General features: G+C 67.4%; 15 protein-coding genes and 1 tRNA gene. 4 read left to right on the forward strand and 12 right to left on the reverse strand.

The window, feature by feature from the left end:
- Window positions 1-4 precede the first annotated feature (4 nt).
- From mdoH to V6M63_RS11940, 12 genes are all read right to left on the reverse strand, one after another.
- Entirely contained in the window at window positions 5-1993 is a 1989-nt protein-coding gene (gene mdoH, locus V6M63_RS11885; protein WP_332742027.1) for a glucans biosynthesis glucosyltransferase MdoH, read from the reverse strand.
- A complete protein-coding gene (locus V6M63_RS11890) occupies window positions 1990-3561 on the reverse strand; it encodes a glucan biosynthesis protein (protein ID WP_332742029.1) in 1572 nt (523 codons plus the stop codon). The genes mdoH and V6M63_RS11890 overlap by 4 nt, the downstream gene beginning before the upstream one ends.
- Before the next feature lie 190 nt (window positions 3562-3751).
- Window positions 3752-5158, reverse strand: a complete 1407-nt coding sequence (locus V6M63_RS11895; protein ID WP_332742031.1) for a sigma 54-interacting transcriptional regulator — start codon at window positions 5156-5158, stop codon at window positions 3752-3754.
- Window positions 5155-5754 (reverse strand): hypothetical protein, encoded by a 600-nt coding sequence (locus V6M63_RS11900; protein WP_332742033.1) that lies wholly within the window; start codon window positions 5752-5754, stop codon window positions 5155-5157. The genes V6M63_RS11895 and V6M63_RS11900 overlap by 4 nt, the downstream gene beginning before the upstream one ends.
- 16 nt (window positions 5755-5770) lie before the next feature.
- The gene (locus tag V6M63_RS11905) at window positions 5771-7189 is read right to left on the reverse strand and encodes a sensor histidine kinase (protein ID WP_332742035.1); all 1419 of its coding nucleotides are present in this window, start codon (window positions 7187-7189) and stop codon (window positions 5771-5773) included.
- 9 nt (window positions 7190-7198) lie between these two features.
- A complete protein-coding gene (gene miaB, locus V6M63_RS11910) occupies window positions 7199-8560 on the reverse strand; it encodes a tRNA (N6-isopentenyl adenosine(37)-C2)-methylthiotransferase MiaB (protein WP_332742037.1) in 1362 nt (453 codons plus the stop codon).
- A 111-nt stretch (window positions 8561-8671) separates the two neighbouring features.
- The gene (locus V6M63_RS11915; protein WP_332742039.1) at window positions 8672-9073 is read right to left on the reverse strand and encodes a hypothetical protein; all 402 of its coding nucleotides are present in this window, start codon (window positions 9071-9073) and stop codon (window positions 8672-8674) included.
- Window positions 9074-9172: 99 nt separating this feature from the next.
- Window positions 9173-9520 carry a hypothetical protein gene (locus tag V6M63_RS11920; RefSeq protein ID WP_332742041.1) on the reverse strand — a complete coding sequence of 116 codons (348 nt, stop codon included), beginning with the start codon at window positions 9518-9520 and terminating at the stop codon, window positions 9173-9175.
- Between the two features lie 148 nt (window positions 9521-9668).
- The gene (locus tag V6M63_RS11925; RefSeq protein WP_332742043.1) at window positions 9669-10229 is read right to left on the reverse strand and encodes a YaeQ family protein; all 561 of its coding nucleotides are present in this window, start codon (window positions 10227-10229) and stop codon (window positions 9669-9671) included.
- Between the two features lie 167 nt (window positions 10230-10396).
- Window positions 10397-10473, reverse strand: a tRNA-Met gene (locus V6M63_RS11930).
- A gap of 66 nt (window positions 10474-10539) precedes the next feature.
- Window positions 10540-10956, reverse strand: a complete 417-nt coding sequence (locus tag V6M63_RS11935; RefSeq protein ID WP_332742045.1) for a high-potential iron-sulfur protein — start codon at window positions 10954-10956, stop codon at window positions 10540-10542.
- A gap of 75 nt (window positions 10957-11031) precedes the next feature.
- A complete protein-coding gene (locus V6M63_RS11940; protein ID WP_332742047.1) occupies window positions 11032-11820 on the reverse strand; it encodes an enoyl-CoA hydratase in 789 nt (262 codons plus the stop codon).
- 143 nt (window positions 11821-11963) lie between these two features.
- Here V6M63_RS11940 and V6M63_RS11945 point away from each other — a divergent pair, with 143 nt between their 5' ends.
- From V6M63_RS11945 to V6M63_RS11960, 4 genes are all read left to right on the forward strand, one after another.
- Window positions 11964-12758, forward strand: coding sequence for an enoyl-CoA hydratase-related protein (locus V6M63_RS11945; protein ID WP_332742048.1), 795 nt, complete (start codon window positions 11964-11966; stop codon window positions 12756-12758).
- Window positions 12758-13198, forward strand: a complete 441-nt coding sequence (gene paaI / locus V6M63_RS11950; protein WP_332742276.1) for a hydroxyphenylacetyl-CoA thioesterase PaaI — start codon at window positions 12758-12760, stop codon at window positions 13196-13198. Before V6M63_RS11945 ends, paaI begins: the two co-directional genes overlap by 1 nt.
- Window positions 13195-14496 carry a phenylacetate--CoA ligase PaaK gene (gene paaK / locus V6M63_RS11955; RefSeq protein WP_332742050.1) on the forward strand — a complete coding sequence of 434 codons (1302 nt, stop codon included), beginning with the start codon at window positions 13195-13197 and terminating at the stop codon, window positions 14494-14496. Before paaI ends, paaK begins: the two co-directional genes overlap by 4 nt.
- Before the next feature lie 118 nt (window positions 14497-14614).
- Window positions 14615-15169: a hypothetical protein gene (locus V6M63_RS11960; protein ID WP_332742052.1), complete on the forward strand. Its 555-nt coding sequence runs from the start codon at window positions 14615-14617 to the stop codon at window positions 15167-15169.
- Window positions 15170-15171 lie beyond the last annotated feature (2 nt).

Here is a 15171-nt window from a genome sequence, read left to right on the forward strand (position 1 = left end):
ATCCTCAGATGGCCTGCGCCAGCGTGAAGCGGCTGGCGTGGCGCCAGGCGCGGCGCAGCACGGCCGGCGACCACGATTCTTCGGGGATCAGCAGCACGCCGCGCGAGCGCATCCAGGCGCCGAGGTCCACGTGGCTGGTGGCCACGGTCAGGGGCACGGCCAGCAACAGAGGCAGGGCGACCGGGGCGAGCCAGATCAGCGCGTTCGCGTTGATCGCGGCCACCCCCAGACCCAGCAGGCCGATCACCGCCGTCATGGGGGCCAGTCGCGCCAGGGCATCGCGCCAGCTCACGCCATTGGCTTCCCGTGGGGGCGACTTCCACTCCAGCTTCAGGCCGGTGATGGCCACCAGCACGAACAGCGAATGCGCCAGCATGCGGATGGGCGCCTGCATCAAGGCCAGCACGGTTTCCACCACGGAGCTGCCCAGCAGGCCGGCGGTGCCGCCGAACGACTTCTGCTCGCCCTTCATGAACACGGCCAGCAGGCCGAGCACGCGCGGCATGAACAGCATGGTCAGCGTCCACATCCACAGGGCGCGCAGCTCTTCGGGCACGGCCTGCCAGCTGGGGATGGCGCTGGTGTTGGCGGCCCACAGCGCAACGCCGATGGACAGGAAGGCCAGCCACAGCGGGGCCGACAGGTAGGACATGGCACCGATGGCGAACATGGTGCGGTGCACGCGGTGGATGCCGGGTTCGGCCATCAGACGCGAGTTCTGCAGATTGCCCTGGCACCAGCGGCGGTCGCGCTGCAACTCGCTCAGCAAATCAGGCGGCTGCTGCTCGTAGCTGCCGGTGAGGTCGGAGACCAGCCACACGTGGTAGCCGGCGCGGCGCATCAGCGCGGCTTCGACGAAGTCGTGCGACATGATGCCGCCGGACATGCCGCCCGTGCCCTTGATGGGCGCCAGCGCGCAGTGCTGCATGAAGGGCTCGACGCGGATGATCGCGTTGTGGCCCCAGTAGTGCGACTCGCCGAGTTGCCAGAACTGCATGCCCAGTGTGAACAGGCGGCCCGTCACGCGCGAGCCGAACTGCTGCGCGCGCGCATGCAGCGTGGCGTGGCCGATGGCCTGCGTGGCGGTCTGCACGATGCCGGCCTTGGGGTTGGCTTCCATCAGCTTGACCATGGAGACCAGGCAGTTGCCGCTCATGACGCTGTCGGCGTCGAGCACCACCATGTAACGGTAGTCCTTGCCCCAGCGGCGGCAGAAGTCGGCCACGTTGCCGGCCTTGCGGTGTGTGCGGCGGGTGCGCAGGCGGTAGTACACCTCGATCGGCGGCAGCTCGGGCTGGGCGGCCAGCGCGGCGCGCAGGTCTTCCCAGGCGGATTTTTCGGCCGCGGCGATGGCGGGGTCGTAGCTGTCGGAGAGCACGAAGACGTCGAACTGGCCGGCATGGCCGGTGGCGGCGAGCGACTCGCAGGTGGCGCGCAGGCCGGCGAACACGGTGGCCACGTCCTCGTTGCAGATCGGCATGATGATGGCTGTGCGCGCGTCGGGGTTCATGGCGTGGTCGCGCACGTCGGCGGCGCGCAGCGTGTGGCGGTCACCGAACAGCGAGACCCAGAAGCCCATGAGCGCGGTCACGAAGCCGGTGACGACCCAGGCCGAGAGCAGGCCGAACAGGGCGAGCTGGCCGACCTGCAGCCACAGGTTGTCGTGCGCGGGCTGGGCGTCGGCGAACAGGCTGGTGGCAAAGGCGGTGCTCAGCACGGTGAGCAGCATGAACACCGCGCGGCGGCGGTTGGCCGCGCTTTGCCAGGCGTGCGGCGCTTCGGCGGCCTCGCTGGACACCACGCGCGGCGTGCGCGGGGGCAGCACGCGGCTGGCCGTGCTCAGCAGCGCGGTGCCGATGCTGTTCCAGAAACCACGCCAGGGGCGCGGCACCATGGAGCCGCGGTTGAGCGGCGGTGCGGTCACCGCATTGGGGTGGCGCTCTTCGCGCAGCACGCCGCGGTGGGACTGAATGGGGTTCGTGGAAGTGCTCATTCGGGTAACAGCAGATGTGTCCATGTTTCACTCACGGTGTCGTTGTTGTGTTGGAGGAACGCGCGCAGCTCCACGGGCTGCGTCGCATCGATGCGCTCGACGCGCACGGTCACGCGCCAGGTGCGCGTGGCGGGGTTGGGGTAGGCCACGGTCTGGAGCACGCGGCCGTTGGTGTTGGCGCTCACCACGGCTTTCACCGTCGCGTCGGCCGGCAGCGCGTCCAGCGCGGGACCGCTGAAATCGATGACGTACTGTGGCTGGCGACCCTGTTCTTCGGCGCTGAGCTTGGTGTAGCCATAGCCTCGGCGGCTCTGTGTCACCCAGCTCGACGGTGGGCGCTGTTGCGCATCGCCTTGCCAGGCCAGTTCGTAAGCCACTTCCAGCGGCTGGCCTGGTGCGGGCAGGGCGGCAGGCACCCAGTACGCCACGATGTTGTCGTGCGTCTCGTCGGACGCGGGCAACTGCACCAGCTCCACGCGGCCCTGGCCCCAGTCGCCCAGCGGCTTGATCCAGGCGCTCGGGCGGCGCTCGTAGCGCGCTTCCACGTCTTCATAGCTGGCGAAGCTGCGGTCGCGCTGCATGAGGCCGAAGCCGCGCGGGTTCTGCATGGTGAACGAGCTGACCGTGATGGCCTTTGGCCGTTGCAGCGGGCGCCACAGCCATTCGCCTTCGCCGGTGAGCATCATCAGACCGTCGGAGTCGTGCACCTCGGGGCGGAAGTCGCCAGCCATGGGCTGGTTCTCGCCGGAGAGGAACATGCTGGTCAGCGGTGCGATGCCCAGGGTGTTCACCGGGCCGGCGCCGGGGCGCAGGAACACGCGGGCGTTGACCGTGGTGGTGGTCTGCTGGCCGGGGCGGATCACGAAGCGGTAGGCACCCGTGGCTCGCTTCGATTCGAGCAGAGCCAACACGGTGACCTCGGTCGCGCCAGCGGCCGGGCGCTGCAGCCAGAACTCGGTGAAGCGGGGGAACTCCTCGCCGGTGCCGCCCACGGTGTCGATGGCCAGGCCGCGGGCCGACAGGCCGTAGCCCTGGCCCACGCCCAGCGCGCGGAAGTAGCTCGCGCCCTGGAACACGACCAGCTCGTCCTTGTAGGCCTGGCCGTTGAGTGGGTAGTGCAGGCGAAAGCCCGCGTGGCCCAGGTCACCCCAGGCCGCGGGGTTGAATGTGTTCTTGCCGTAGTCGAAGTCGGCACCGCGGTAGGGCAGGTGGCGCACGGAGCCGTCGGGCTTGATTTCGTGGATGCGCACCGGCTCGCTCTGGTACAGGCCCAGGTGGAAGAACTGGGCTTCGAAGGGCAGCGCCTCGGCGCGCCAGACGGACTGGTCCGTCTTGAAGCGGATGTCCCGAAGGTTGTCGTAGGAGATGTTGGCCAGCTCGGCGGGCAGCTTGTCGCTGTTTGCGCGCACGGGCTGGGCAGCGCGGGTCTTGGCCAGTTGGGTCAGGCTGTCCCAATCGAAGCGCTGGGCCTGGGCTGACGCCCCGCAAAGCAGGGCCAGCAGGGCGCCCAGCAGCACGGTGGCGGGGGAGCGCCGGGTGGCTGATGGAAGGCGAATCGTGAGGTGCATGGCTGGATAAGGGCAAACCCTGTGCCAGGCCAGAAAACCTCAACTGAATCAAAGACGTGCGGCCGAAGAATGTTTTTTCAGCCGATGGGGCCGCGCCCGTCCTGCCTCAAACCCCTGTTTTTGTCGTCAAACGGCGACAGCCTGCGGCGCGCCTTGAGGAAACGTCAATCAGGACAAGGCGATGGTGTTGTCACTCATCGGCGACAGCATCGCCGGGAATGCCCGACGAACCGGGGCTGGCGTCGCTCTTGAAGAGGCCAGGTGTGAGCGCGTGTTTTTGCAGCAACCGGTAGAACTCGGTGCGGTTGCGCTGCGCCAGACGTGCCGCATCGGCCACGTGGCCGTCGGTCATCTTGAGCAGGCCCACCAGGTACTCGCGCTCGAAACGCTGCTTGGCGTCGGCAAAGCTCAACACCTCCACCGAGGGCGTGCGCAGCGCGCGCTGCACCAGCGGCAGCGACACCAGCGGTGTGGTGGACAGCGCGCAGACCTGTTCGACCACGTTGTAGAGCTGGCGCACGTTGCCCGGCCAGGCGGACATGGTCAGGGCCTTGAGCGCCTCGGGGGCAAACCCCGAGCTGCGCTTGCCGTACTTGGCGGCCAGCTTGGCCAGGAAATGGTTGGCCAGCAGGGGGATGTCTTCGCGCCGCTCGGCCAGCGTGGGCAGGGTGAGCGTGACCACGTTGAGCCGGTAGTACAGGTCTTCGCGGAACTGGGCCGAGGCCATCGCGTCTTCCAGGTCGCGGTGGGTGGCCGAGATGATGCGCACGTCCACCGGCAGCGACTGGCTCGAACCCAGCGGGCGCACCGCGCGCTCCTGCAGCACGCGCAGCAGCTTGACCTGCAACGCGGGTGGCATGTCACCGATCTCGTCGAGCAGCAGCGTGCCGCCCTCGGCGGCCTGAAACAGGCCCTTGTGGTTGGCGACCGCGTCGGTGAAGGCGCCTTTCATGTGGCCGAACAGCTCGGATTCGAGCAGGGCTTCGGGGATGGCGCCGCAGTTCACCGCGATGAAGGGCCGGTTGGCGCGCGCACTGGCCTTGTGGATGGCGCGCGCCAGCATTTCCTTGCCGGTGCCGGAGTCGCCGCGCAGCAGCACGCTGGCATCGGACTGGGCGACCATGCGCGCTTCGGCCAGCAGATCCGCCATGCGGTTGGAGCGGCTCACGATCTCGCTGCGCCAGGCTTCGTCGACCCGTGTGTTGTCGCTGGCGGGCGCGCCGAGCGCCAGGGCCTGCGCGATCTTCTCCAGCAGCTCCTTGGCGTCGTAGGGCTTGGTGAGGTAGGTGAAGACGCCGCGCGCCGTGGCCTCCACCGCGTCGGGAATGGTGCCGTGCGCGGTCAGCAGGATCACCGGCAGCGAGGGATGGCGTTTGCGGATCTCGTCGAACAGGGCCAGGCCGTCTTTGCCGGGCAAGCGAACGTCGGAAAGCACCAGTTGCGGACGCTCGATGTCGAGCTGGCTGAGGGCAGCTTCGGCCGAGCCGACCGAGGTGACGTGGTAGCCCGCCGAGCCCAGGCGCATCGCCAGCAGGCGCAGCATGTCGGCGTCGTCGTCGACGACCAGCAGTCGCGCGCGTGGCGAGTTGGACGTCATGGAGCAGCGGGGGGGCGAGCGGGTGCAGGTGGGCGGGTGGTCAGGCTGCGTTCGATCGCGCGCATGGCTTCCAGGCGTTCGTTGAGCTGGTCGATGCGGCGCTGGTTTTCGCGCAGTTGCTGACCCTGGCGTTCCAGGCTGTCTTCCAGCCGGCGTTGCTCCATCAGCTGGTGGGCCAGCAGACGCGCCAGTGGCTTGAGCGGTGTGGCCTCGGGCGCCGCGCTGCCCACCACCCGCTGCACCAGGCCCAGCGCGCGCGCCGTGTCCGCAGGCAGGGGCATGTGCATCAGGGCCAGAGCCAGCTGCAACTGCCGCAGCGGCGCATGGCCGGGGTCGCCCTGCACCGCGATCTCGGCGGCGAGGTCGTTCGTGTTGAGCTGGCGCAGCCGCTCCGAGTAGGTGAGCAGCGCCGTGACCACGTCGGGCAGGGGCGGGACCTGGGTGTTGAGGGCCTCGGGCGACGTGACCGAGGGCGCCTGCACCGGTGTCACCACCAGAATCTGGGGCGCTGGCGCCGGCGTGGTGATCGTGGTGGTCACGGCCCCCTGGGCTGGCGGCGGTGGCGTGGTGCCGCAAGCGCTGACCAGGAGCGCCATCGGAACAGCGGAAAGACTAATTCGCATGGGGAAGCTCGATACGGAAGTGGGCGCCTTGGCGCTGGGGCAGCAGATGGATGCGGCCACCGTGGGCAACAATGTACTCGTGCACGATGGACAAGCCGATGCCGGTGCCGCGCACGGCGCCCTGGGGCTGGCGTTCGCCCCGGTAGAACGGCTCGAAGATGCGTTCGCGGTCGGCCTCGGCCACGCCGGGGCCCTGGTCGATGATGTCCAGGCTGGCGCGTCCGGGCAGGTCCAGCAGCACGAGGCGGATCACGCCGCCGTGGGGCGAGAAGCGGATGGCGTTGGACAGCAGGTTGCCCACGGCCGAGGCGATCTTCTCGCGGTCGACCGGCAGAGACACCGGCACGCCCTCGGCGCGCACGGTCAGCCCCAATGCCTGCCAGTGCAGGCGTTGGGCGTCGATCTGGTCTTCCAGCAAACCCATCAGATCGGTCTGCTCGCGCTTGAGCTGTCGCGCCTCGAACGCCGCCGCATTGAAGCGCAGCAGCGCTTCGATCTGGTGCTGCAGCATCAGGGTGTTGTGCTGCAGGATGTTGACCACCTCGGCCTGGTTGGGGTTGAGCGCGCCGGCCACGCCGTCGCCCAGCACCGCCACACCTTCGTGCAGCGAGGCCAGCGGTGTCTTGAGTTCGTGCGAGATGTGGCGCAGGAAACGCGCCTTGTCGGCATCGAGCTCGGTCAGGCGCAGCCGCAACCAGTCCAGTTGCTGGCTCACGCGACGCACGTCGGACGGCCCGGCAATGTCGATCGGCACGTCGAGCCGGTTTTCGCCCAGGCCCTGGATCGCCCTTTCGATGCGCTTGAACGGGCGGGCCAGCCACACGCCAAAGCCCAGCGCCATCACCGCGGCCACGGCAATCGAACCCAGCACCTGCTGGGTGAGCTCCTGGCGGCTGGTTTCGAACCGCGCCTGCAAGGTCTCGTTGCGCGTGCCGATGATGGACTGCACCTTTTGCGCGATCGAGGCGCTGTGCCCGTCGATCTCGCGAAAGACCCGCGCCACTTCACGCTCCCGGTCCAGTGCGGTCTCCGGTGGGCCGTCGAGCAGTCCGGTGATGACGGCCAGTTGCTGCAGCCAGTTGGTCGAGAACTCGGGCGGCAGTTCGTTGTCTTCCAGCCGCTTGAGGATGTCGCGCGCGTTGCCTGCCGCTTCGGTGAAGCGCTGGCGCAACTGGTTGTCACGCAGCACCAGCGACTGGCGCGCGGCGCGCTCCATGGTCAGGCTGCGCTCCGAGAGAGACTGGGCCGCCGTGGACAGCGCAATGGCCTGCGCGGCACTCTCGCGGCTCTGGGCCATCAAGGCCTCCAGCGAGAACAGCGCGCGCAGGGCTGCCGCGCCCAGCAGCAAGCCGATCAGCAGGAACGCGACCAGCAGCAGTTGCGGGAACGAAAAACGCAGCGATTTCACAAGGGCTGCTCAGTCAAGCAACACCGCGGGGCTGGCTTGCACCTCGCCTCTGAGCGAGTGAGGCCGTGCCTCGGTGATGCGCACGTCGATCATCTGGCCCACCAGGCGCTCGGCGAGCGGGCCGCCGGGAAAGTTCACGATGCGGTTGCACTCGGTGCGACCCATGAGTTCGGGCAGCTCGGTGCTGGATCGGCGTGAGGCGCCCTCGACCAGGATGCGTTGCACCGTGCCCTCGCGGCTGGCGCTGATGCGGCGCACGTTCTCCTCGATCGTGGCCTGCAGGTGCTGCAGGCGCTTGAGCTTCACCGCGTACGGGGTGTCGTCCGCAAGGTTGGCCGCGGGGGTGCCCGGGCGCGGGCTGAAGATGAAACTGAAGCTGGTGTCGAAGCCCACGTCGGTGATGAGCTTCATCATCTTGTCGAAGTCATCGTCGGTCTCGCCGGGGAAGCCGACGATGAAGTCGCTGCTCATCACCAGCTCGGGGCGGATCGCGCGCAGCTTGCGCACCGTGCTCTTGAATTCCATGGCGGTGTAGCCGCGTTTCATCGCCATCAGGATGCGGTCGCTGCCGTGTTGCACCGGCAGGTGCAGGTGGTTCACGAGTTGGGGAATCTTGCCGTAGGCCTCGATCAGGCGCGGCGTGAACTCATTGGGGTGGCTGGTGGTGAAGCGCAGGCGTTCAATGCCAGGTATCTCGGCCACGTATTCGAGCAGGAGCGCGAAGTCGGCGATGTCTGCGGTGTCGCCCATCGTGCCGCGGTAGGCATTGACGTTCTGGCCCAGCAGCGTCACCTCCTTCACGCCCTGGTCGGCCAGGCCCGCCACCTCCACCAGCACGTCGTCGAACGGGCGGCTCACCTCTTCACCGCGCGTGTACGGCACCACGCAGTAGCTGCAGTACTTGGAGCAGCCTTCCATGATGGAGACATAGGCCGAGCCACCGTCGACCTTGGCCGGCGGCAGGTGGTCGAACTTCTCGATTTCGGGGAAGCTGATGTCCACCTGCGGCAGCGCCAGGCGCGCGCGCTGGTTCAGCAGCTCGGGCAGGCGGTGCAGCGTCTGCGGGCCGAACACCACGTCCACGTAGGGTGCGCGCTTGATGATCTCGGCGCCTTCCTGGCTGGCCACGCAGCCGCCCACGCCGATCAGCACGCCCTTGTCCTTGAGGTGCTTCACGCGCCCCAGGTCGCTGAACACCTTTTCCTGCGCCTTCTCGCGCACCGAACAGGTGTTGAACAGGATCAGGTCGGCTTCCTCCACGTCCTGCGTGGGCTCGTAGCCTTGTGCGGCGTGCATCACATCGACCATCTTGTCCGAGTCGTACTCGTTCATCTGGCAGCCGAAGGTCTTGATGAAAACTTTTTTGCTCATGGAAAGCTCCTGTGGCACCGGCGCCAACAATGCCGGTGCCCGCGCTGGGCGCAAATGGGGGAGGGAATCGGGTGACCACCGCCGGCCGCACGGGCCCGCGGTGGCGGTGCTTCAGTTGGTGGCGGCGGCCGGCTTGGGCTGCAGCGACTCGAACACGAAGTTGCGTTGCACGCCGAAGCCGGCGCGCTTTTCCTGGGCCTCGGCCTCGGTGAGGATCCACACGTTCTGGATCTGGTCGCGCAGGTCCACGGTGTAGTTCACCACCAGTTTCTGGTTCAACAGCGACGAGGACAGCACCAGCGTGTTGTTGGTGTTGTGGATGCGCGCGCCAGGCGACAGCCGTGTCGCACGGTCGTCCATGGTGACGTTGGGCGGCTGCACCACCACCAGGGTGCCGCGCAGGGCTTTGGCGGGGAAGTCGCGCGTGCCCGACTGGGCCTGGGCCGACAGGGGCAGTGCGATCAAGAGCGCAGCGAGGGTGCTGGCGCCGAAGGCGGGTGAGCAGCGGTTCATGGTGTGTGTCCAGAGGCTGTGAGGAGGGCCATCGACCTGTTCACAAGGCCCATGGCAGGGAGGCCGCGATTGTCTCACGCGCCTGCCGCTGCACGGCCGTCACGGGCGGCGGGGGCCGTCCAGCGGCCGGTCCGACTCCACCAGTGGATACGCGTCGGCGACGTAGGCCGGGCCTTTCATCACCATGACGATGAAGGCGCCGATGGCCACGGTGAGCAGCAGCGTCCAGAGCAGCAGCAGCACCCCGAAGGCGAGGAAGTCCACCATCTGGATGCGCGAGGCGACCCAGGCATCGGAGCCGCTCCAGGGGAACCAGCGGGCCGCCAAGGCCACCAGCGTGGGCAACGCGGCGCTCAGAAAAAAGGCCTTGGGCAGGCGTCGCAGGATCACACGTTCCAGCCCGGCGGGCGAACGCGCGAAGCCTGGCAACTGGTTGAACATGGACATGGGTCTTTCCGTCGGCGTGGTGCGAGTACAAGCCCTGCAGACACGGCCAGTTCAATGTACGGCGCACAACGGACGTTGTCCACGACATCCGGAAAGTCCTCTTTGCCCTGTGCACCTTCTCGCTTCGTGCATCGCGCACGGCGTGCGCTCACTTCCAGCGGATCGGCTCGATGGCCACGCTGCCGCGTTCGCTGGAGAGCGTGAGCACACCTTCTTGCAAGGTGGCCTGCAGCTGCATGCTGCGCTCGGCCATCTGGGCCAGGGCGGGCGCCACCTCGGTGGGCAGGCGCCAGACCTGCAGCCGCTCAAGGCGGGTGAGCTTGGTCGCGATGCCTCGCCACCACACGTCGGCCGCGCTGCCAAACGCGTAGAGCACCACCGCGTCGGCCTTGCTGCAGGCCTTGGACAGGGGTTTGTCCTCGGGCTGGCCGACCTCGATCCACAGGCGCTTGCGGCCCGTGAAGTCGGTCAGCGAGACGTCCGGATCGTCCGGGTCGGACAGGCCCGTGCCGAAGGCCAGCGTGCCGTCGCCGCGGCAGGTGTCCTGCAGTTCGTGGGCGTGGATGGCCAGGGCCACCAGGCGCACCATCATGCGTTCGTCGGTCTCGCTGGGGTGGCGGGCCAGGGTGAGCGCGTGATCGGCGTAGTAGCCGTGATCGATGTCGGCGATCTGCAGGTGTGCCTTGAAGATGGTGGACTTGATGGCCATATTCGGAGTACTCCCCCGCGTCGCCTTCGGCGCCACCCCCTCAAGGGGGCGACACCTTGGGCCGGCGTAGCCGGACCCTTGGTGTCTCTGGTGGGCACGGGCTCACGCTTCAGAAAATTGGAATGAAAAAAGCGGGCCCTGTTGCCAGAGCCCGCTTCTTGAATAGTTGGTGGTGATAGGTGGACTTGAACCACCGACATCAGCATTATGAATGCTGCGCTCTAACCAACTGAGCTATATCACCAACGAGGCGGGATTGTAGCTCAAATCATGACGCGACCCGGGCGCTGCGTGGCCCGAATCTGGTCACTCAAGTCTTCTTCTTGACCCAGGACGAACACCAGCCTGCCGCAGCCACCTGCTTGCCCGCAAACAGCGGGCAAGGGCCGGCTTCGGAGCCGATGGCGCCTTGGTACAGCGTGCAGTTGGAACAGGCGCTGCCTTCCACGAAGTTGGGGAACCTGGACTTGTCGGCGTTGGCGGCCAGCGCCACATAACCCAGCGCCACCGCGGTGGGGTCGGAGGCTTCAAGCATCGGGCCGGCGGTTGCAGGGGTCTGCGCCACTTCCGGCGCTGGCGCTGGAGCCGGCACGGGGTACTCGGCCGACGATGCAGGGGCCGCTGCCGGAGCCTCGGCGCCAGGGGGTGGTGCCGATTCCGAGCAGGCCGACAACAGGGCTGCGCCCGACGCGGGCAAGAGCCAGATGAAATGGCGGCGGGTGGTCATGGGGTCTCCTTGTGTGTCGTGGGAGCCCCCTTATAGGCCCGCCTCCCGGGGGCGGGTGTTACAGCGTGTTGCCGCTCACTCGTGCTTGAACTCGGCCTTGCGTTTGTTCACGAAGGCATCCATGCCTTCCTTCTGGTCGGCGGTGGCAAACAGCGCGTGGAAGACGCGGCGCTCGAACATCACGCCGTCGGACAGCGAGCCCTCGAACGAGCGGTTCACCGACTCCTTGGCCGCCATCACGCTGGGCAGCGAGAAGCTGCAGATGGTGAGTGCCGCGCCCAGGGCTTCGTCCATCAGCTTGTCCAGCGGCACCACGCGGCTCACCAGGCCCGCGCGCTCGGCCTCGGTGGCGTCCATCATGCGGGCGGTGAGCACCATGTCCATGGCCTTGGACTTGCCCACCGCGCGCGGCAGGCGCTGCGTGCCGCCGGCGCCGGGAATGATGCCCAGCTTGATCTCGGGCTGACCGAACTTCGCGTTGTCGGCCGCGATGATGAAGTCGCACATCATGGCCAGCTCGCAGCCACCGCCCAGCGCGAAGCCGCTGACCGCACCGATCACGGGCTTGCGGATGCTGCGGATGGTTTCCCAGTTGCGCGTGATGTAGTCGCCCTTGTAGACATCGGCAAAGGTGTAGCTGGCCATGGCGCCGATGTCGGCACCGGCGGCAAAGGCCTTCTCGCTGCCGGTCAGGATCACGCAGCCGATGTCTTCATCGGCATCGAACGCCTTCAGCGCGGCGCCGAGCTCGTCCATCAACTGCTCGTTGAGCGCGTTGAGCTGCTTGGGGCGGTTGAGCGTGATGATGCCCACCCGGGCTTCGGTGCGGACGGTGATGCATTCGGGTGCGACAGTGGCGGTCATGGGGGTCTCCTCGGGTCGGCGTTGGTTGGAAAGCTGTCCACTATAGCGGCCGGTACCGAGGGAAAACATTAGCCGACCGATTGGTTGGCTAATGTTAAATTGCACCGCCAAACAACCACAGCCAGCCGAGGAGACCCACCGCCATGCCTGAAGCCACCGTCTTGTATGAAGAGCGCGGGGCCGTGGCCCTGGTCACGCTCAACCGGCCCGATGCGCTCAACAGTTTCACCCGCCAGATGCACCGCGACCTGTGGACTGCGCTGGACCGTGCCGAGGCCAACCCGGTGGTGCGCGCGCTGGTCATCACCGGCGCGGGGCGCGGTTTCTGCGCCGGGGCCGACCTCGCCGAGTTCGACTTCGCGCCCGGCCCGGACCTGGTGCAGCGCGCCGACCCCGGCCCCGTGATCGAGCAGGCCTTCAACCCCACCGCACGGCGTCTGCAGGGCCTGCGCATGCCGACCATCGCGGCGATCAACGGCGTGGCGGCGGGCGCGGGCGCATCGCTGGCCATGTGCTGCGACATCGCGATCGCCGCCACCGGTGCCAGCTTCATCCAGGCCTTCAGCAAGATCGGCCTGGTGCCCGATGCGGGCGGCAGCTGGCTGCTGGTGGAGCGTCTGGGCCTGGCGCGCGCCATGGCGCTGGCCATGACCGGCGACAAATTGCCGGCCGCGCAAGCGAAGGAGTGGGGAATGATCTGGGACGTGAGCGAGGACTGCGTGGGCGCCTCGCTGGCCTTGGCGACCAAGCTCGCCGCCATGCCGACCCGGGCGCTGGTGGCCACGCGCGCGCTGTTGCGCGACGCCTCCACGCGCACCTTGAGCCAGCAGCTCGATGTGGAGCGCGACACCCAGTCGGCGCTGGGCAAGACGCACGATTACATCGAAGGCGTGATGGCGTTCCGCGAGAAGCGCCCGGCGCAGTTCAAGGGCGAATGATGTCTCCCCAGGACAAAGCAAAAAAAGTCGGCGAGACCATGTTTGCGGTGGACACCGCCAGCAAGGACACCATGGGCATGGAGCTGCTGAGCTGCGAGCCGGGCCGCGCCGTCATCCGCATGGTGGTGCGACCCTTGCACCTCAACGGCCACCAGATCTGCCACGGCGGCTTCATCTTCACCCTGGCCGACTCCACCTTTGCGTTTGCCTGCAACAGCCACAACAGGAACACCGTGGCTGCGGGCTGCAGCATCGAGTTCCTGCGCCCGGCGCACGCGGGCGATGTGCTCACCTGTGAGGGTGTGGAACAAACGCTCTCGGGCCGCCACGGCATCTACGACATGCGGGTGATCAACCAGCGCGGCGAGGTGGTGGCGATGTTCCGCGGCAAGAGCGCGCAGATTCCCGGGACCGTGTTTTCCGAAGAAGGACAGCCATGAAAGCCTTTCCCCTGGAGCCGATCGAAAAGGCCAGCGTCGACGAGTTGCGCGCCTTGCAGCTCAAGCGCCTGCGGGCCACGCTGCGCCACGCCTACGCCAACTCGCCCGTCTACCGCGCCAAGTTCGACGCGGCGGGTGTGCACCCCGATGACTGTCGCAGCCTCGCGGACCTGGCGAAGTTTCCCTTCACCACCAAGAAGGACCTGCGCGACAGTTACCCGTTCGGCATGTTCGCGGTGCCGCGCGAACAATGTGCGCGCATCCACGCCAGCAGTGGCACCACCGGCAAGCCCACGGTGGTGGGCTACACGCTCAAGGACATCGACACCTGGGCCACGGTGGTGGCGCGCAGCATCCGCGCCAGCGGTGCACGCCCTGGTGATCTGGTGCACGTGAGCTACGGCTATGGCCTGTTCACAGGTGGTCTGGGGGCGCACTACGGCGCCGAGAAACTGGGCCTCACGGTGGTGCCCTTCGGTGGTGGACAGACCGAGCGCCAGGTGCAGCTGATCCAGGACTTCCGGCCCGACATCATCATGGTCACGCCGAGCTACATGCTGGCGATCGCCGACGAGTTCGAGCGGCAGGGCATCGATCCGCGCCAGAGCAGCATGCGCATCGGCATCTTCGGCGCCGAGCCCTGGACCAACGACATGCGTGTGGCGATCGAGGCGCGCATGAACATCGATGCGGTCGACATCTACGGGCTGTCGGAAGTGATGGGCCCGGGCGTGGCCAACGAATGTGTGGAAACGAAAGACGGCCCGACCATCTGGGAAGACCATTTCTACCCCGAGATCATCGACCCCGAGACCGGCGAGCCGGTGGCCGATGGCGAGATGGGTGAACTGGTGTTCACCAGCCTGACCAAGGAGGCGTTGCCGATCATCCGCTACCGCACGCGCGACCTCACGCGCTTGCTGCCGGGCACCGCGCGCACGATGCGTCGCATGGAAAAGATCACCGGGCGCAGCGACGACATGATGATCGTGCGCGGCGTCAACGTGTTCCCCACGCAGATCGAGGAGTTGATCCTCAAGCGCCCGGAACTCAGCGCGCACTACCAGTGCGTGCTGACGCGCGAGGGCCCCATGGACAACCTGACCGTGGTGGTCGAGACGCGTTCCGGTCTGTCGCCCGAGAGCATCGAGGCGCGTGCCGCGGCCAAGCAGTTGCAGCACGAGGTCAAGGTCTATGTGGGCAGCAGCGTGGCCGTGGAACTCAAGACCGAAGGCGGTGTGGAACGCAGCCAGGGCAAGGCCCGGCGCGTGGTGGATCTGCGCCAGCGCTCGGGCTGAGCTTCTTCACTGTTGCTCATCAACGCCGTCTGTGTGGGAAATCGCACCCGCCGGGATGAAAACCCCTAGCCGCGTCGGGGCATGGTGTCCTACATTACCCCCCACAGTTGGGGAAGACATGGACAAAAACACATTGTTTGGCAAGACCGCGGCAGGACGCGAAGCGCTCGCCACCCGGCCCGCCGGGCTCGGGCCGCGCCTGCGTTCGCTGCTGATCATGGTGGATGGCAAACGCAACCTGGCCGAATTTGAAAAACTCACGGGTGGAGAGGACACCGCCACCCGTTCGCTTGAGGAATTGCTGGCCGCCGGGTGGATCGAGATGGTCGGTGCCGACGGCTTGCCCAAGCGGGTCGCTGCACCCCCGGCAACGGCGCCTCAAGCGGCTGCATTCCAGCCCGAGGAGTCACAGCCCGCGCCGGTGGAGGTCGCGGTTCCGGTTGCGGTCCCCACGCTGCCCTTCAGCGAAGCCCGCCGCCAGGTGGTGCGTTTCATCAACGACCAGCTCGGCCCCATGGGCGAGACGCTGGCCATCCGCGCTGAAGGCTGCAAGACGCCCGCCGATCTTCAGGCGGCGCTGCCCCGCATCCGGGACGGCTTGAAGAGCTTCAAGGGTGCGGGGGTGATGCAGCAGTTCGACGAGGAGCTGGCAAGTCGCCTGCCCAAGGTCTGACG

The sequence above is a fragment of the Hydrogenophaga sp. genome, assembly GCF_036675665.1.
Taxonomy (GTDB): domain Bacteria; phylum Pseudomonadota; class Gammaproteobacteria; order Burkholderiales; family Burkholderiaceae_C; genus Hydrogenophaga.